The organism is Nocardia bhagyanarayanae (genome assembly GCF_006716565.1).
GTDB classification, from domain to species: Bacteria; Actinomycetota; Actinomycetes; order Mycobacteriales; family Mycobacteriaceae; genus Nocardia; species Nocardia bhagyanarayanae.
Window position 1 is genome coordinate 692,019 of sequence record NZ_VFPG01000001.1, and the last position, 14,267, is coordinate 706,285.

A 14,267-nucleotide genomic window follows, 5' to 3' on the forward strand; every position below is an offset into this window, starting at 1 on the left:
CTCAGAGTCGCAGGTCGCCAGGGAAGAGGTACTCGTCGGCGGGCGGTGCGGTCTGGTTCAGCCACGCGTCGAAGAACCCGCGCAGATCCGTCCCGGTCTTCGACTGCACGAACGCGCGGAACTCCGGCATCGAGGCGTTGCCGTAGGCGTGCTTGGCAAGGAATTCCCTTATCGCACCGAAGAACACGGCGTCGCCGAGTTGCTTGCGCAGCGCGTGCAGAAACAGCGGACCTCGGTAGTAGACCGAGGTGAATTCGAAACCGGCGCCGGGGTTTTCCAGCGGAATATCCCAGAAACGCTGTTGGTCGTACCATTTCGCGATCGTCTCGCGGTACTGCGTGTCGACGTCCTCGCCCTCCATCCGCTCCGGCCACAGGTAGTCGGCGGTGTAGCTGGCGAAGCACTCGTTGAGGCAGATGTCGGACCACTGCCGCACCGATACCGCGTCACCCCACCACTGGTGCGCGATCTCGTGCACCACGGTCTGCAGATCGGTCCACGGCGCGTAGATCGGACGCGTCTGGGTCTCCAGGGAGAAGACGATGTCGGCGTCGACGTAGATGCCGCCCGCCGCGTCGAACGGGTACGGGCCGAAGAGTTGCTCGGTGAAATCGAGGACCTCGGGCAGCCGCGTCTCGTTCTCGCGGTTGCGCTCGGCATTGGGGGCGAAGGCGCTCAGCAGCGGCATCCCGTTGGCGCGCTGCTGCTCGAGGTAGGAGAAGTGGTCGATGGCGACGGTGGTCAGGTAGCCGAGGACCGGAGCGCGCGATTCCCAACCGACCGTGCGCTTGTCGGCCTGCACCGAGTTCTGGGTGCGCAGCCCGTTGGACATGACCTCCCACTCCGCGGGCACGGTCGCGTGCAGCGCGAAGGTGGCCTTGTCCAAGGGGGTGTCGTTGAGCGGGTACCAGGTGGTCGCGGAGTGCGGCTCACCGGCGACGAACGCGCCGCCGCTCGGTGAGAACATCCAGCCTTCGCCCTCGGTGCCGACCATCTCCCCCGCGTAGTCGACGGTCACGGTGAACGGCAAGCCGGGCAGGATCGGCAGCAGCGGGGTGACGGTGAGTTCGTGCTCGCCGTTGCGGTCGAAAGAGGCGGGCTGGTTGTTGACCGAGACCATCCGCACGGGCGGCCCGGCGAAGTCGAGGTTGAACGCGCGCAACGCCTGCGTCGCGACGGCGTCGATGCGGGTGCTGCCGTCGAGCTGACGACTCGGCGGGTCGTAATCGATGGTGACGTCGTAGTGGCGGACGTCGTAGCCGCCGTTGCCGTCCATGGGGTAGTACGGATCGCCGAGCCCGGGCGCACCGACGAACGGGTCGGCGTTCGCCGGTCCCGCCGCCGTCAGCAGAACCGCGGCGACCGCGGCACTTACCAAGCCGGACAACCTCATTCGACTACCGCCCCTCTCACCGCACCCCATACCGGTACCGGCGTACCGCGCAGGTGGATGGTAGCCGGTTCAGTCCGCCGTGCCGCTGAGCGCCACCGACGCGCCGAGTCCGACGATCATCGCGCCACCCGCACCGCCGACGGCTTCGAGCCTACGCGGCGACTTGGCGAACCAGTTGCGCGCCGAAGCCGCCAGCAACGCCCAGGCGCTGTCGGACACCAGCGCGATGGCCAGGAACGCCGTTCCTAGAACGACGAACTGCAAGGGCAGCGACCCGGTCGCCGGATCGACGAAATGCGGCAGCACGGCGGAGAAGAACACGATGCCCTTCGGGTTCGTCACCCCGACGAGCACGCTCTGCCGGAACACGCGGACATCGGCGCCGGTGTCCACGTTCGCGCCGAGCGCGTCGCGCAAAGCCTTGCGTTCCCGGATCGCCTGCACGCCCAGATAGACGAGATACAGCGCGCCCGCGAACTTCACCACGGTGAGAGCGAGCGACGACGCGGCGAGCAGGGTGCCGAGCCCGATCGCGACGAAGATCAGACAGATCAGCACGCCCGCGCAGTGGCCGACGGCGGAGATCAGCGCGGCCCGCCTGCCGAGGGCCAGCGCCCGCCCGACGGTGAACAGCACACCGGGGCCGGGGATCACGACGATGAGGGTGGCTGCGGCCATGAACGCCAACAGGTTGGTCATGGGAACCATCACGGCAGTGTAATTCGCCGCGGACGGCACGCGGCGTGTCGAGCGCGGGCGGCGCGGTCAGTTGCCGAGATCGTCCGGCAGCTGCTGCGGATCGAGCAGCAGGCGTTTGGCCGAGGTGCGGCGCACCTGCGCGGCGAGCGCGAGATTGTCGGTGAGCAGCCGCCATTCGACCTCGCTGATGGCGGCCCGCGCCCGGGCGATGACCCGGTCGTCCCTTGTCCCCCAGGCGATCGGCATGGCGCTCACCGACTGCCAGCGCTCCCCCACTTGGCGCGGCGCGCGGTCGGTGCGGATCGCCACCGACGGCACCCGCTCGCCCGCGCGCTTCTCGTGCCCGGGCAGGTCGCGCACCTTGCGGATCACCAGGGCGTAGCGCGGATCGGTCGCCTCGGGCGTCGACACGTCGACGAGCGCGAGCAGCACGACGCCGGTGGGATAGGTCTCCGAGACCACGGCGGGCACGAGTTCACCGTCGGCGTAGAGGCGATCGATGCTCGACCGGTGCGGCGCCCACAGCGCCACCCACAGCGCGGTCACCGTGCCGAGCGCGAAGGCGACCGCGAGCAGATAGGACCACGGGTGGTTCAGCCAGATCAAATAGGCCGTCACGGTGGCGCCGATGACGGCGGCCGCGATCGCGGCGATGCGCAACCGGCGCAGGTCGGCGAACACTTCGTTCACCGCATGGGCGTGCCTGCGGTCCACCGCGAATTCGAAGCGTCGCACGTCTCTTTCCTAGCACACGTTGCGGAGGATTTGCCTCCACTTATCCGATGGCAGGACCCAGCAAGTCGTCGGCATCCGTAATGCGATAGGCATACCCCTGCTCGGCCAGAAAACGCTGCCGGTGCGCGGCGTATTCGGCGTCCAGCGTGTCGCGGGCGACCACCGAATAGAAGTGCGCCTGGCCGCCGTCGTGCTTGGGACGCAACAGCCTGCCCAGCCGCTGCGCCTCTTCCTGGCGCGAACCGAAAGTGCCCGAAACCTGCACCGCGACCGACGCTTCCGGCAAATCGATGGAGAAATTCGCGACTTTGCTCACCACGAGCACCGGAATCTCACCGCGCCGGAACGCGTCGAAAAGCTCTTCGCGCTCTTTGGTTTTCGTCGAACCCTGGATCACCGGCGCGTTCAAGTGCGCGCCCAATTCGTCGAGCTGTTCCAGGTACGCGCCGATCACCAGGCTCGGCGAATCCTTGTGCTTGGCGAGAATGGATTCCACCACCGCAATTTTCGTGTGCGCGGTGGAGCACAGCTTGTAGCGCTCCTCCGGTTCGGCGGTCGCGTACGCCATTCGTTCGGCGTCGGTGAGCGTCACCCGCACTTCGATGCAGTCGGCCGGGGCGATCCAGCCCTGCGCCTCGATGTCCTTCCACGGCGCGTCGTAGCGCTTCGGGCCGATCAGCGAGAACACGTCGCCTTCGCGACCGTCCTCGCGCACCAGCGTCGCGGTGAGGCCGAGCCTGCGCCGGGATTGCAGGTCCGCGGTCATCCGGAAGACCGGCGCGGGCAGCAGGTGCACCTCGTCGTAGATGACCAGGCCCCAGTCGCGGCTGTCGAACAGCTCGAGATGCTTGTATTCGCCCTTGGTGCGGCGGGTGATCACCTGGTAGGTCGCGATGGTGATCGGCCGGATCTCCTTGCGCTCGCCGGAGTATTCGCCGATCTCGTCCTCGGTCAGCGAGGTGCGGGCCAGCAGCTCGCGCCGCCACTGCCTGCCCGCGACGGTGTTGGTCACCAGGATCAGCGTGGTCGCCTTGGCCTTGGCCATCGCCGCGGCGCCGACCATCGTCTTGCCCGCGCCGCACGGCAGCACCACGACGCCCGAGCCGCCCGCCCAGAACGAGTCCGCCGCCATCTGCTGGTAGTCGCGCAGGTGCCAGTGGCCGCCGGTGTAGTCGAGATCGATCGGATGGGCCTCGCCGTCGACGTATCCGGCCAGGTCCTCGGCGGGCCAGCCGATCTTGAGCAACATCTGCTTGATCCGGCCCCGCTCGGACGGGTGCACCACCACGGTGTCGTCGTCGATCCGTGCGCCGAGCATCGGGGCGATCTTCTTGTGCCTGAGCACCTCTTCGAGCACCGCGCGGTCCAGGCTGACCAGCGTGAGGCCGTGCGCGGGATGCTTCACCAGCTGCAGCCTGCCGTACCTGGCCATGGTGTCGACGACGTCGACGAGCAGCGGCTGCGGCACCGCGTACCTGGAGTAGCTGACCAGAGCGTCGACCACCTGCTCGGCGTCGTGCCCGGCCGCGCGCGCGTTCCACAGCGCGAGCGGCGTCACCCGATAGGTGTGCACGTGCTCGGGCGCGCGTTCCAGTTCGGCGAACGGCGCGATGGCCTGACGCGCCGTGTCGGCCAACTCGTGGTCGACCTCCAGCAGCAGCGTCTTGTCACTCTGAACGATCAGCGGACCGTCGGTCACAGTCTCTCCTCGTATCGGGCGGGTGCGGACGTGCTCAGTCCATTCACGCATTGTCCGTTCGCCTGTTCGGCCCATTCTCCCCGAGGCCACCGACAACCCGCAGGCCGCGGTGGGGGCGCACGGCGGGTTCGGCTCCCGAGATACCAGCGTCCGGCACGGGCTTTTTGTTCCGTTGCGCGGGTCACGGTCGGGGTCCAGCGGTCTCGAAGTGGACCGAGACGGGACGCGGCGTGGTCGGCGACGATCGTGGACATGATCGAGACAGCGGCGGTTGTCGGCGTGGCGGTGGCCGCGCTCGGCATGGTGCTCACCCCCGGGCCCAACATGATGTATCTGGTTTCGCGCACGGTGTCTCAGGGGCGGCGGGCCGGGCTGGTGTCGCTGACCGGGGTGGCGGCCGGTTTCGGCGTGTATCTCGCCGCCGCGACCGCCGGTATCACCGCGGTGTTCGCGGTGGTGCCCGGGCTCTATCTCGCGGTGAAGCTGGCGGGGGCGGCGTATCTGCTGTGGCTGGCCTGGCAGGCGCTGCGGCCCGGCGGTGTCTCGGTGTTCGCGCCGTCGGAGCTGCCCGCCGATCCGGCGCGGCGGCTGTTCACGATGGGCCTGGTCACGAACCTGCTCAATCCGAAGATCGCGATCATGTACCTCGCGCTGATCCCGCAGTTCGTCGTGCCCGACCGCGGTCTGGTCTGGCTCCAGAGCTTGTCCCTCGGCGCGATCCAGATCGCCGTCGCGCTCACCGTGAACGGACTGATCGTGCTCGCCGCGAGCACCATCTCGACGTTCCTCACCGGTCGCCCACTGTGGCTGCGCGCCCAGCGATACGTTATGGGCACGATGCTCGGCTCGGTCGCGGTCCTGCTCGCGACCGACCGCGCCCGCCCGGCACCCGCCTGAGGCGCTGCTCGAGCTAGCAGTTCACTCCCACGGCTCGGCGGCGCAGAGGGGGCCGTCACGTCGGCTCGGTCCCGCCCGCAGCGGCGTCCGTGCAGCAACCATCGTCACGCCTTTGGGGCCGCCTCGCCGGTGGGTAACCGGGTGTCGCGGAAGTCACAGCGCAACCGACGTGCAAACCTGCTGGGCGAAGAAGGGTGAAAGGAGCGGTTGCATGGTCGCCGGGTTGGACGTCATGGCAACGCAGCTGGATTCCGCCGTGAACGCCGCCCAGCGCATCGGCGAGCTGCTCGGGGTGGTGTCGTTCGCGGCCTCGGGGGCGCTGCTCGCGGTCCGCAAGAATCTCGACGTCTTCGGCATGGCGGTGCTGGCCTGTAGCACCGCGCTCGGCGGCGGCGTCATCCGCGACCTGCTCATCGGGCGCACGCCGCCCGCCGCGTTCACCGACCTGACCTACCTGTGCGCGTCCCTGCTGACGGCGCTGGTCATCTTCTTCAAGCATCCTTCGCATCGGCTCACCGGCCCGCTCGAGGTATTCGACGCCGTCGGGCTCGGCTTGTTCTGCGTGACCGGTACCGCGGTCGCCTATGCCCAGGGCGTCGGCGCGCCGACGGCCGCGCTGCTCGGCATGGTCACCGCGATCGGCGGCGGTGTCATCCGCGACGTACTCGGCGGCGAGGTGCCGCGGGTGCTGCGCCCGGACCAGGACCTGTACGCCGTGCCCGCGCTGTTCGGCGCGGCCGCCACCGCGACGCTGCTGCACTTCGACGCCTACTGGGCGTGGACCGGTCTGCTCGCCGCCATCCTCGCCATCGCCTTCCGCCTGCTGGCTCGCCACTACGGCTGGCACGCGCCGCAGGCCCGGCGCAACACCGGCCGCCTCGATCCCACACCGGACTGACCACGGCGCACAGTCGAAGGACATGGGCTGGGCACCCGGCGCCGAACCGACGCAGCGCCCCGCGCCCGACGAACCCAGCGCTTCACGCCGACCTCCCCAGCGCGCCCCGCATCCGACAAGCCAGCGCTTCCAGCCCGACCGACCCAGCACCTCGCACGCGACGAACCTGCGCCTCGCGCCCCGATGGACCCCAGCGCCGCTGGACCGAAAGAGACATGGCACCCTCGCGCCCCCGCCCGTAACCTCGGGAACGTGACGGCGACCGAGCTGCGGCAGGACCTTCGACCGGAGCGCGATCGCCGCATGACTTGGCTCGCCATCGAATTCGCCGTGCTCTACTTCGGACTGGTCGGCGGTTACGCCGCGCTCGGCAGCCCGGGCAGTCCCATTCCGTTCCTCATCGTGCTCGCCGTCGGCGCGCACTTCTGGCTGCGCGAGCAGCACGTGCCCACCTACGGGCTCCGCGATCACTTCCGCGCGCTGCGCGCCGTCCTGCCGTCGATGCTGGCCCTCTGGTTCGCCGCCGCCGTCGCCATCGGCGTCGCACTCGCTTTGCTGAGCCCGGACCGGCTTTTCGAGCTGCCGCGCACCGAACCGCTGTTGTGGACGATGGTGATGGTGTTCTATCCGCTGTTCTCGGTGTACCCGCAGGAGTTGATCTTCCGGAAGTTCCTGTTCCAGCGGTACGCGCCCGCCTTCGGCACCGGGTGGGCGTTGATCGCGGCGAACGCCGCCGCATTCGGCTTCGCGCACATCATCTTCGGCAACTGGATCGCCGTGGCGCTGACCTTGGTCGGCGGCATTCTCTTCGGCTACCGGTACCGGCGGACCGGCTCGCTCCTGGTGGTCTCGGTCGAGCACGCGCTCTACGGCTGCCTGGCCTTCACCATCGGCCTCGGCGGATTCCTCTACCACGGCGCGAGCTAGCTCATCGTGACGGCCGCGCGCAAACGCCGCACACCCTCGTCGAGCGTCTCGTCGCGCTTGCAGAAGGTGAACCGCACCAGGTGGTTCCACGCGGACTTGTCGTCGGCGAAGACGCTGACGGGCACCGCGGCGACGCCGATCAGTTCCGGAATCTCCCGGCAGAACTCGAGTCCGTCGGTGCGGCCGGTCGGCGTGAGGTCGGCGCAGACGAAATAACCTCCGCCGCTGGCCTGCACGCCGAAGCCGGCATCGGCGAGAGCCGCCGAGAGGCGAAGGCGCTTGTCCGAGAGGACATCTCGCAACCAGGCGACCCAGTCGAGCTCGTTGGTGAGCGCGTGCGCGACGGCGGGCTGGAACGGGCCGCCGCCGACGAAGGTCAGGAACTGCTTGGCGGCGAGCACGCCGTCGATCAGGTACGCGGGCCCGCACGCCCAGCCGATCTTCCAGCCGGTGACGCTGAAAGTCTTTGCGGCGCTGGACACCACGACGGTCCGCTCGGCCATGCCGGGCAGCGTCGCCAGGCTGATGTGCTCGTTGCCGTCGTAGACGAGGTGCTCGTAGACCTCGTCGGTGAGCACGATCAGGTCGTGCTCGCAGGCCAGCTCGGCGATCGCGGTCAGATCGGCGCGATCGAGGACGGTGCCGGTCGGGTTGTGCGGCGAGTTGACCACCAGCATCCGCGTGCGCGGGGTGATCGCGGCGCGCAGGCTGTCCAGATCCAGCACGAAACGATCCCCATCGGCCACCAGCCGAGCCGTGCGCCGTTGCGCGCCCGCCAGCGCGACCGCCGCCGCATAGGAGTCGTAGTACGGCTCGATCAACACCACCTCCTGCCCCGGTTCGACCAGCCCGAGCATGGCGGCGCTGATCGCCTCGGTGGCGCCGACGGTGACGAGCACCTCGGTGTCCGGGTCGTATTCGGTGCCGTAGCGGCGGGCCCGGTCGGCCGCGATCGCCCGGCGCAGCACCGGCATGCCGCGCCCCGGCGGGTACTGGTTGACGCCGTCGGCAATGGCCTGCCTGGCTACCTCCAACATGCCCGCGGGTCCGTCGGTGTCGGGGAAGCCCTGGCCGAGGTTCACCGCCTCGTGCCGTACGGCGAGCTCGGTCATCTCGGCGAAGATCGTGGCGGCAAACGGGCGGAGGCGAGCGACGGTCGCGGGGCGTGCGGGCATACCCCGGAGAGTAGCGGAGCGATCGCCATTGTTGCCATTAGATAGCGAATGGCTATGTTTCACATTCATTTTGGTGCTTCTACCTGGCCTGTTGTGCGTTCTCCGGCGGACAGCTAGCCTCGCCGTGTTCTAGCTCACAAGCCGCCGCTTCCCGCGGCGGTGTCTCGAAAGGGGCGCTCATGGCCTCCTATCTCGACCTCGTACTGAATCCGGCCACGTCGGAGGTCGCCGGAACCGTACTCGGTCTGATTCGCGAAGCGGCGCACGATCTGATCGCGGGCACCGGCGATTGGTTCACCGGATCGTCGACCGGCGACTGGTTCACCGGTTCCACCACCGGCAACGGCGGCGCCGGATCCTCGACGGGCGACTGGTTCACCGGTTCGACCACGCCATGACCCCGTCCGACCCGCCGGGTCGGGCGATGAGGGTCCGGCCCGGCGGGTCAGGCCAGCCGCACGCCGGTCAGCTTGGCGGGGTTGGCGTGATCGTAAGTGCCCCAGACCAATCCGTCGCGCACCGTGAAGCCGACGACCCGCGCCGGATGCCAATCCTGTTCCTCGGTCTCCGAGTCCAAATTCATCACGAGCCCCAATTGCCCGTTCACCGTGGCGAATTCGTAGCGGGTCGCGGCCTGATCGGTGTCGCCAATGCCGTACTTTCGCACCAGCCCCAGCATGAAGCGGGCGATCTTCTCCGCGCCGCCGACGATGTTCACCGCCGTGGAGGTGGTGCCGTTGGCGTCGCCGATGAGCACCGAATCCGGATGCAGCGCTTTGGCGACCGCGGCGACGTCGCCGGTGGACAGCGCCGCGAGCAAGCGACGAACGGCCGCCTCGTGCTCGTCGTCCGACACCGGGGCCGGTACACCCGCGACCGCCTTGCGCGCCCGAACAGCCAACTGCCGCGCGGCATCCGCGGAGACGCCGAGGATTTCGGCGATCTCGTCGAACGGCACCGACAACCCGTCGTGCAGCACGAACGCCACCCGCTGCGGCGGGGTGAGGGCGTCGAGCACGACCATCGCGGCCAACCGGTACTCCTGCCCGCGCACCACCGACTCCAGCGGATCCGGCGTACTCGACGGCGTGACGCCGGTGACGATCGGCTCCGGCAACCATTGGCCCACATAGGTTTCCCGGCGCGTCGCCGCACTGCGCAAGTGATCCAAACAGATTCGGCTCACCACGGTGGTCAACCAGGCCCGCAGATCGTCGATCTCGGACTGGTGGGTCCCCGCCAACCGCAGAAAACTCTCCTGAACCGCGTCCTCGGCGTCGCCGACGCTGCCCGTCAGCCGGTAGGCGACGGAAAGCAAATGAGCTCGATGCGATTCGAACAAGTCGGCGAGAAGAGCGGCAACCATCGGGCCGATTCTACGGTCCGCCCGGTCGGGCTATCACCGCGGTATCCATCCGGTCATCCGATAACCGGATGCCCCTGCCGACCCGTCCGTGTCACGATGACCCGATGGAGATCCGCACGCTCACGGACGGCGCGGTCTGGCTTTCCCCGCCCACCGCGGCCGATACCGATGTCATCATCGCCCGCTGCCAGGACCCGTCCATCGGCGAGTGGACGACGATCCCGGTGCCCTACGGCCCGGAGGACGCCGAGAAATTCTTCGCCGACTTCGTCGTGCCCGGCTGGGCTGCGCGCAGCCCGACCTGGGCGCTGCGCCTCGCGGCGGACGGACCCGTCGCCGGCATGATCGGACTCGAGCAAAAGGACCCGAGCGCGTGCGAGATCGGTTTCTGGCTCGCCTCCGAGCACCGCGGCCGCGGCCATATGGCGCGCGCGGTGAAGCTGGTCTGCGAGTTCGGCTTCGCCGCCGACGGCATGGGACTCGCTCGGATCAGCTGGCGCGCGTTCGTCGGCAACTATTCGTCGGTGGCCGCCGTGCGCCGCAACGGCTTTCGCTACGAGGGCCTGGCCCGGCTCGGCGGATGGCAGCGCGGCGTCCGGCGCGACGAGTGGCTGGCGGCCCGCCTGCACAGCGATCCGCCCGGCCCGGTCGCCGATTGGCCCACGGAGTTCCCGGCGCTCGGCGAGACTGTTTCCCATGGGTGATGACGGGATTCGCTGGTTCCTGGACGCGACGGCGCTCGGATCCGCCGATGATGCCTCGCGCGCCGAACATGCAAGGGCGGTCGGCCGTGGGTGACGCACGCTTTCCCTGGTTCGCCGACACGATGACGCTCGGGCGCGCGGATCGGGTGCTGGAGATCGGGCCCGGCGCGAGCCCGTCGCTGTCGCTGCTGGCCGAACGGGTGCCCGAGGGGCGCGTCATCGCGGTCGAGCGTTCCGCGACGGCGGTCGCCCGCGCCGCGGAACGGTTGCGCGCGGCCGGGCACGATCCGTCGGTCCACGGCGCGGCATCCGGCGAGGGCACGCCCGCTCGAAGCGCGTCGACAACTCGGACCGCGGCGCGCGGTGCATCGACAGGCCGCACCGCACCGCGCGAAGGCGCAGCGGCGCAGGGTGATCCGGGCCGCATCGGATTGGTACAGGCCGAACTGACGAAGCTGCGACCGGAACAGGTGCTCGACGACTTCGGGATCGACGCCTTCGACAAGATCCTCGCGGTCAACGTCAACTTGTTCTGGACCAAGCGGCCCACCGCGGAGCTCGCGCTCATCGAACGGCTGTTGGCCCCCGGCGGCGGGCTCTACCTGTGCTACGGCTACGGCGACCCGGACGGCGCGTCCTCGTCACCGAAGCCGCCGCCCGGACGGCTCGGCGAGCACCTGACGGCCGCCGGGTTCACCGTGCGCACCGTCGCGTCCGGCGATCTGCTGTGCGTGATCGCCGCACTCGCTTAGTCCCCACACCGTTCCCACGCCTCACAGACCCGTCCTGCCTGTGAGGCGTCGAAAGGATGTGTGTCAGCCCGCGCGGCGCTGGGCGACGGCGTCGGCGAGGCGGTCGAGCTGGGCGGCGGTGGTGGACCAGTCGATGCAGGCGTCGGTGATGGACTGGCCGTAGGTGAGGTCCGCAGCGCGGCCGAGGGTGAGGTCCTGACGACCCGCGACCAGGAAGCTCTCCAGCATCACGCCGACGACGCTGCGCTCGCCACCGGCGATGCGCTCGGCGATGTCGGTGACCACGTCGACCTGCTTGTTGTGGTCCTTGTTGCTGTTGCCGTGGCTGGCGTCGACCACGATGCGCTCCGGCAGGCCCGCCTTCTCCAGGCGCAGGCAGGCCTCGGCGACGGAGGCCGCGTCGAAGTTCGGGCCGGTGCTGCCGCCGCGCAGGATCACGTGGCAGTCGGGGTTGCCGGTGGTGCGGATCAGCGCGGAGCGGCCGTCGAGGTCGGTGCCGGGGAAGACGTGGCTGGCCGCCGCGGCGCGCACGCCGTCCACGGCCACCTGCACGTCGCCGTCGGTGCCGTTCTTGATGCCGACCGGCATGGACAGCGCGCTGCTCAGCTGGCGGTGCACCTGGCTGGCCGCGGTGCGCGCGCCGATCGCGCCGTAGGAGACCAGGTCCGCGATGTACTGCGGGGTGATCGGGTCGAGGAACTCGCAGGCCACCGGCAGGCCGAGGGCGGTGATGTCGACGAGCACCTTGCGACCGATGCCGAGACCGGTGTTGACGTCGAACGAGCCGTCCAGGTGCGGGTCGTTGATCAGGCCCTTCCAGCCCAGGCTGGTGCGCGGCTTCTCGAAGTAGACCCGCATCACCACGTGCAGCCGGTCGCTCAGCTCGGCGGCCTTCTCGGCCAGCCGCCGCGCGTAGTCCAGCGCCGCCGCGGGGTCGTGCACGGAACACGGGCCGACGATCACCATCAGGCGGTCGTCGGCGCCGTCGAGCACGTCCACCGTGGCCTTGCGGCCCGCGCGGACGGTGTCGGCCAGCGGATCGCTGATCGGGTGCACCATGCGCACTTCGGCCGGCGAGCGTAACGGGCTCACGGACAGGGTGCGCTGGTCGTCGAGATCGGAATGCCGCGCGTCGACGTCGGCTGCGGTTGTCATTTGTGTGGGTTCCTTTTCTTCAGGCCGACCCACGGACATGAATACCGTCGAGCCGGTCCATCATCCGGCTCGGGGTGGAAGAAGTCAGCGCATGTGGTTGCCGCAGACCGACCCACCCAGGGCCGGCTTGCTAAACCAGAAATACGCGCGCTGCACGTCGGTCACTGTACCAGCCGTTGGCAGCCGGGTGACGCAGGGGCCAACTTCCATGATCGAGACGGCGTCGGTCGTCACATCGATACTCGTCGGCTACCGACTCCTGCGGCCAGGAACGTGATCAGCTCCACTGGCCCGGCTGGTACCCGCCCGCGGGGGTGCCCGTGATGACGTTCATCCGGTTCCAGACGTTGATCAGTGCGATGAGCGAGACGAGCGCGGCGATCTGGTCGGTGTCGTAGTGCTTGCGCACCTGGGCCCAGGTCTCCTCGCATACGCCGGTGTGCGCGTCGGCGAGCCGGGTGCCTTCCTCGGTGAGGGCCAGCGCGGCCCGCTCCGCCTCGGTGAACACGGTGGCGTCGCGCCACGCGGCCACCAGATTCAGCCGCACCTGATCCTCGCCCGCGTGCAGGGCGTCCTTGCTGTGCATGTCGGTGCAGAAGCCGCAACCGTTGATCTGGCTGGCCCGCAGCTTGACCAGCTCCTGAGTCGCGCGGGGGAGGGTGGACTGCTCGACGACCAACCCCGCGTTGCCGACGCGCTTGGCGAACTTCGCGCCGATCTCGGTGCCGTAGTAGTCGAAACGCGCTTCCATGGTGTGCCCCTCGGGTTCTCGGATCGTCGCTCCGGCGGGCGCCGCAGCGTATACCGATATGACGGCCCACCGCCCCGAGGTGTGACATCGCCCGTCGTGAGCCCGGTCACGAGGTAGAACGCATATGGATCGGGCCGCCCGGGGCGCGGGCGGACGCTCAGGCGAGAAACCGTCAGGAGAACGAGTAGGTGACGCCCGTGAGCTTCTCCGACAACTCCCACAGCCCCCTGGCCACGGCCTCGTCGCGGGATTGTTTGGTCGAACCCGAGGTGCCCGGGTAGCCGCGCATGCCCGCCAGCCCGGTGGGTCCGTAGAACGCGCCCGGCTCGATCGGCGTGACGGTGGCGGCGTAAAGCTCTGGCAGCGCGCCCATTTCGGCGCTCTGCGCGAACAGCCGGTTGCCGATCGACATGAGCGGGTCGAGCAGCGACTCGGTGTGCGACTGCAATTCGGTCGCGGCGTAGCCGGGGTGCGCGGCCACCGAGATCTTGCCGGATCCGGCGGCGGTCAGCTTGCGCTGCAACTCGTAGGCGAACATCAGGTTGGCCAGCTTGGCCTGACCGTAGGCGGCCCAGCGCTGGTATTTCCTACGCTCCCAGTTCAAGTCGTCCAGGTCGATCCTGCCGATGGCGTGCGCGCCGCTGGACACCGTGACCACCCGGTCCGAGATCTTGTCCAGCAGTAGGCCGGTCAGCGCGAAGTGGCCGAGATGGTTGGTGCCGATCTGCATCTCGAAGCCGTCTTTGGTGCGCCCTTCCGGCACGGCCATGACGCCCGCGTTGTTGATCAGCACGTCGACCCGGTCCACCGATTCGGCGAACTCGCGCACCGAGGAGAGATCGGCCAGATCGAGCGCGCGCACGGTGGCGCGCTCGCCGAGATCGGCGGCGACTTGCTCACCCTTGGCGACGTTGCGGCAGGCCAGCACCACATCGGCCCCCGCCCCGGCGAGCGCGCGCGCCGCCACCGCGCCCAAGCCGCTGTTCGCGCCGGTGACGATGAACGTCCGGCCGGTCTGATCGGGGATGTTCGAGGCGTCCCAACGGGTCATGCCGGGAAGTTTAGTCCTGGAAGCGCGACCCGTCGCCCCGATCGAAATCGAGGCGACGGGAAACC

15 protein-coding genes are annotated in these 14,267 nt (G+C 69.1%); 6 read left to right on the forward strand and 9 right to left on the reverse strand.

What is annotated here, in order from left to right:
- Position 1: 1 nt before the first annotated feature.
- From FB390_RS02500 to FB390_RS02515, 4 genes are all read right to left on the reverse strand, one after another.
- Positions 2-1,378, reverse strand: coding sequence for a M1 family metallopeptidase (locus FB390_RS02500; protein WP_342780387.1), 1,377 nt, complete (start codon positions 1,376-1,378; stop codon positions 2-4).
- A gap of 84 nt (positions 1,379-1,462) precedes the next feature.
- Complete coding sequence (locus FB390_RS02505; protein WP_141807493.1) at positions 1,463-2,101, reverse strand: LysE family translocator; 639 nt, start codon at positions 2,099-2,101, stop codon at positions 1,463-1,465.
- A gap of 57 nt (positions 2,102-2,158) precedes the next feature.
- A complete protein-coding gene (locus tag FB390_RS02510) occupies positions 2,159-2,827 on the reverse strand; it encodes a DUF3239 domain-containing protein (RefSeq protein WP_141807494.1) in 669 nt (222 codons plus the stop codon).
- A gap of 40 nt (positions 2,828-2,867) precedes the next feature.
- On the reverse strand, positions 2,868-4,526 hold the full coding sequence (locus tag FB390_RS02515) for a DNA repair helicase XPB (RefSeq protein ID WP_141807495.1): 1,659 nt from the start codon (positions 4,524-4,526) through the stop codon (positions 2,868-2,870).
- Between the two features lie 252 nt (positions 4,527-4,778).
- Between FB390_RS02515 and FB390_RS02520 the strand changes: the two genes are divergently transcribed.
- The 3 genes from FB390_RS02520 to FB390_RS02530 all read left to right on the forward strand — a co-directional run bounded on the left by FB390_RS02520 (position 4,779) and on the right by FB390_RS02530 (position 7,248).
- Positions 4,779-5,423, forward strand: a complete 645-nt coding sequence (locus FB390_RS02520) for a LysE family translocator (RefSeq protein ID WP_141807496.1) — start codon at positions 4,779-4,781, stop codon at positions 5,421-5,423.
- Positions 5,424-5,634: 211 nt separating this feature from the next.
- On the forward strand, positions 5,635-6,321 hold the full coding sequence (locus tag FB390_RS02525; RefSeq protein ID WP_141807497.1) for a trimeric intracellular cation channel family protein: 687 nt from the start codon (positions 5,635-5,637) through the stop codon (positions 6,319-6,321).
- A 252-nt stretch (positions 6,322-6,573) separates the two neighbouring features.
- Positions 6,574-7,248, forward strand: a complete 675-nt coding sequence (locus tag FB390_RS02530) for a CPBP family intramembrane glutamic endopeptidase (RefSeq protein ID WP_246123824.1) — start codon at positions 6,574-6,576, stop codon at positions 7,246-7,248.
- Here the strand turns inward: FB390_RS02530 and FB390_RS02535 are convergent.
- The gene (locus FB390_RS02535; protein ID WP_141807498.1) at positions 7,245-8,423 is read right to left on the reverse strand and encodes a pyridoxal phosphate-dependent aminotransferase; all 1,179 of its coding nucleotides are present in this window, start codon (positions 8,421-8,423) and stop codon (positions 7,245-7,247) included. The genes FB390_RS02530 and FB390_RS02535 overlap by 4 nt on opposite strands.
- Before the next feature lie 179 nt (positions 8,424-8,602).
- Here FB390_RS02535 and FB390_RS02540 point away from each other — a divergent pair, with 179 nt between their 5' ends.
- Positions 8,603-8,821, forward strand: coding sequence for a hypothetical protein (locus tag FB390_RS02540; RefSeq protein ID WP_141807499.1), 219 nt, complete (start codon positions 8,603-8,605; stop codon positions 8,819-8,821).
- A 47-nt stretch (positions 8,822-8,868) separates the two neighbouring features.
- Here FB390_RS02540 and FB390_RS02545 read toward each other — a convergent pair whose 3' ends face one another.
- Positions 8,869-9,789 (reverse strand): sigma-70 family RNA polymerase sigma factor, encoded by a 921-nt coding sequence (locus FB390_RS02545; protein WP_141807500.1) that lies wholly within the window; start codon positions 9,787-9,789, stop codon positions 8,869-8,871.
- A gap of 104 nt (positions 9,790-9,893) precedes the next feature.
- Between FB390_RS02545 and FB390_RS02550 the strand changes: the two genes are divergently transcribed.
- Positions 9,894-10,493 carry a GNAT family N-acetyltransferase gene (locus FB390_RS02550; protein WP_141807501.1) on the forward strand — a complete coding sequence of 200 codons (600 nt, stop codon included), beginning with the start codon at positions 9,894-9,896 and terminating at the stop codon, positions 10,491-10,493.
- A gap of 86 nt (positions 10,494-10,579) precedes the next feature.
- Entirely contained in the window at positions 10,580-11,245 is a 666-nt protein-coding gene (locus FB390_RS02555; RefSeq protein ID WP_141807502.1) for a class I SAM-dependent methyltransferase, read from the forward strand.
- 63 nt (positions 11,246-11,308) lie between these two features.
- On the opposite strand, the gene FB390_RS02560 is transcribed toward FB390_RS02555, so the two are convergent.
- The 3 genes from FB390_RS02560 to FB390_RS02570 form a co-directional block, all read right to left on the reverse strand.
- Entirely contained in the window at positions 11,309-12,400 is a 1,092-nt protein-coding gene (locus FB390_RS02560) for a 3-deoxy-7-phosphoheptulonate synthase (protein ID WP_141807503.1), read from the reverse strand.
- A 277-nt stretch (positions 12,401-12,677) separates the two neighbouring features.
- Positions 12,678-13,151: a carboxymuconolactone decarboxylase family protein gene (locus FB390_RS02565; RefSeq protein ID WP_141807504.1), complete on the reverse strand. Its 474-nt coding sequence runs from the start codon at positions 13,149-13,151 to the stop codon at positions 12,678-12,680.
- Positions 13,152-13,323: 172 nt separating this feature from the next.
- Positions 13,324-14,202, reverse strand: coding sequence for an oxidoreductase (locus tag FB390_RS02570; RefSeq protein WP_141807505.1), 879 nt, complete (start codon positions 14,200-14,202; stop codon positions 13,324-13,326).
- Positions 14,203-14,267 lie beyond the last annotated feature (65 nt).

Bases quoted from the DNA above. Each gene is read 5' to 3' on its own strand.
- FB390_RS02505 (WP_141807493.1), bottom strand. From the start codon at position 2,101: ATGGTTCCCATGACCAACCTGTTGGCGTTCATGGCCGCAGCCACCCTC.
- FB390_RS02520 (WP_141807496.1), top strand. From the start codon at position 4,779: ATGATCGAGACAGCGGCGGTTGTCGGCGTGGCGGTGGCCGCGCTCGGC.
- FB390_RS02525 (WP_141807497.1), top strand. From the start codon at position 5,635: ATGGTCGCCGGGTTGGACGTCATGGCAACGCAGCTGGATTCCGCCGTG.
- FB390_RS02535 (WP_141807498.1), bottom strand. From the start codon at position 8,423: ATGCCCGCACGCCCCGCGACCGTCGCTCGCCTCCGCCCGTTTGCCGCC.
- FB390_RS02540 (WP_141807499.1), top strand. From the start codon at position 8,603: ATGGCCTCCTATCTCGACCTCGTACTGAATCCGGCCACGTCGGAGGTC.
- FB390_RS02545 (WP_141807500.1), bottom strand. From the start codon at position 9,789: ATGGTTGCCGCTCTTCTCGCCGACTTGTTCGAATCGCATCGAGCTCAT.
- FB390_RS02550 (WP_141807501.1), top strand. From the start codon at position 9,894: ATGGAGATCCGCACGCTCACGGACGGCGCGGTCTGGCTTTCCCCGCCC.
- FB390_RS02560 (WP_141807503.1), bottom strand. From the start codon at position 12,400: ATGACAACCGCAGCCGACGTCGACGCGCGGCATTCCGATCTCGACGAC.
- FB390_RS02565 (WP_141807504.1), bottom strand. From the start codon at position 13,151: ATGGAAGCGCGTTTCGACTACTACGGCACCGAGATCGGCGCGAAGTTC.
- FB390_RS02570 (WP_141807505.1), bottom strand. From the start codon at position 14,202: ATGACCCGTTGGGACGCCTCGAACATCCCCGATCAGACCGGCCGGACG.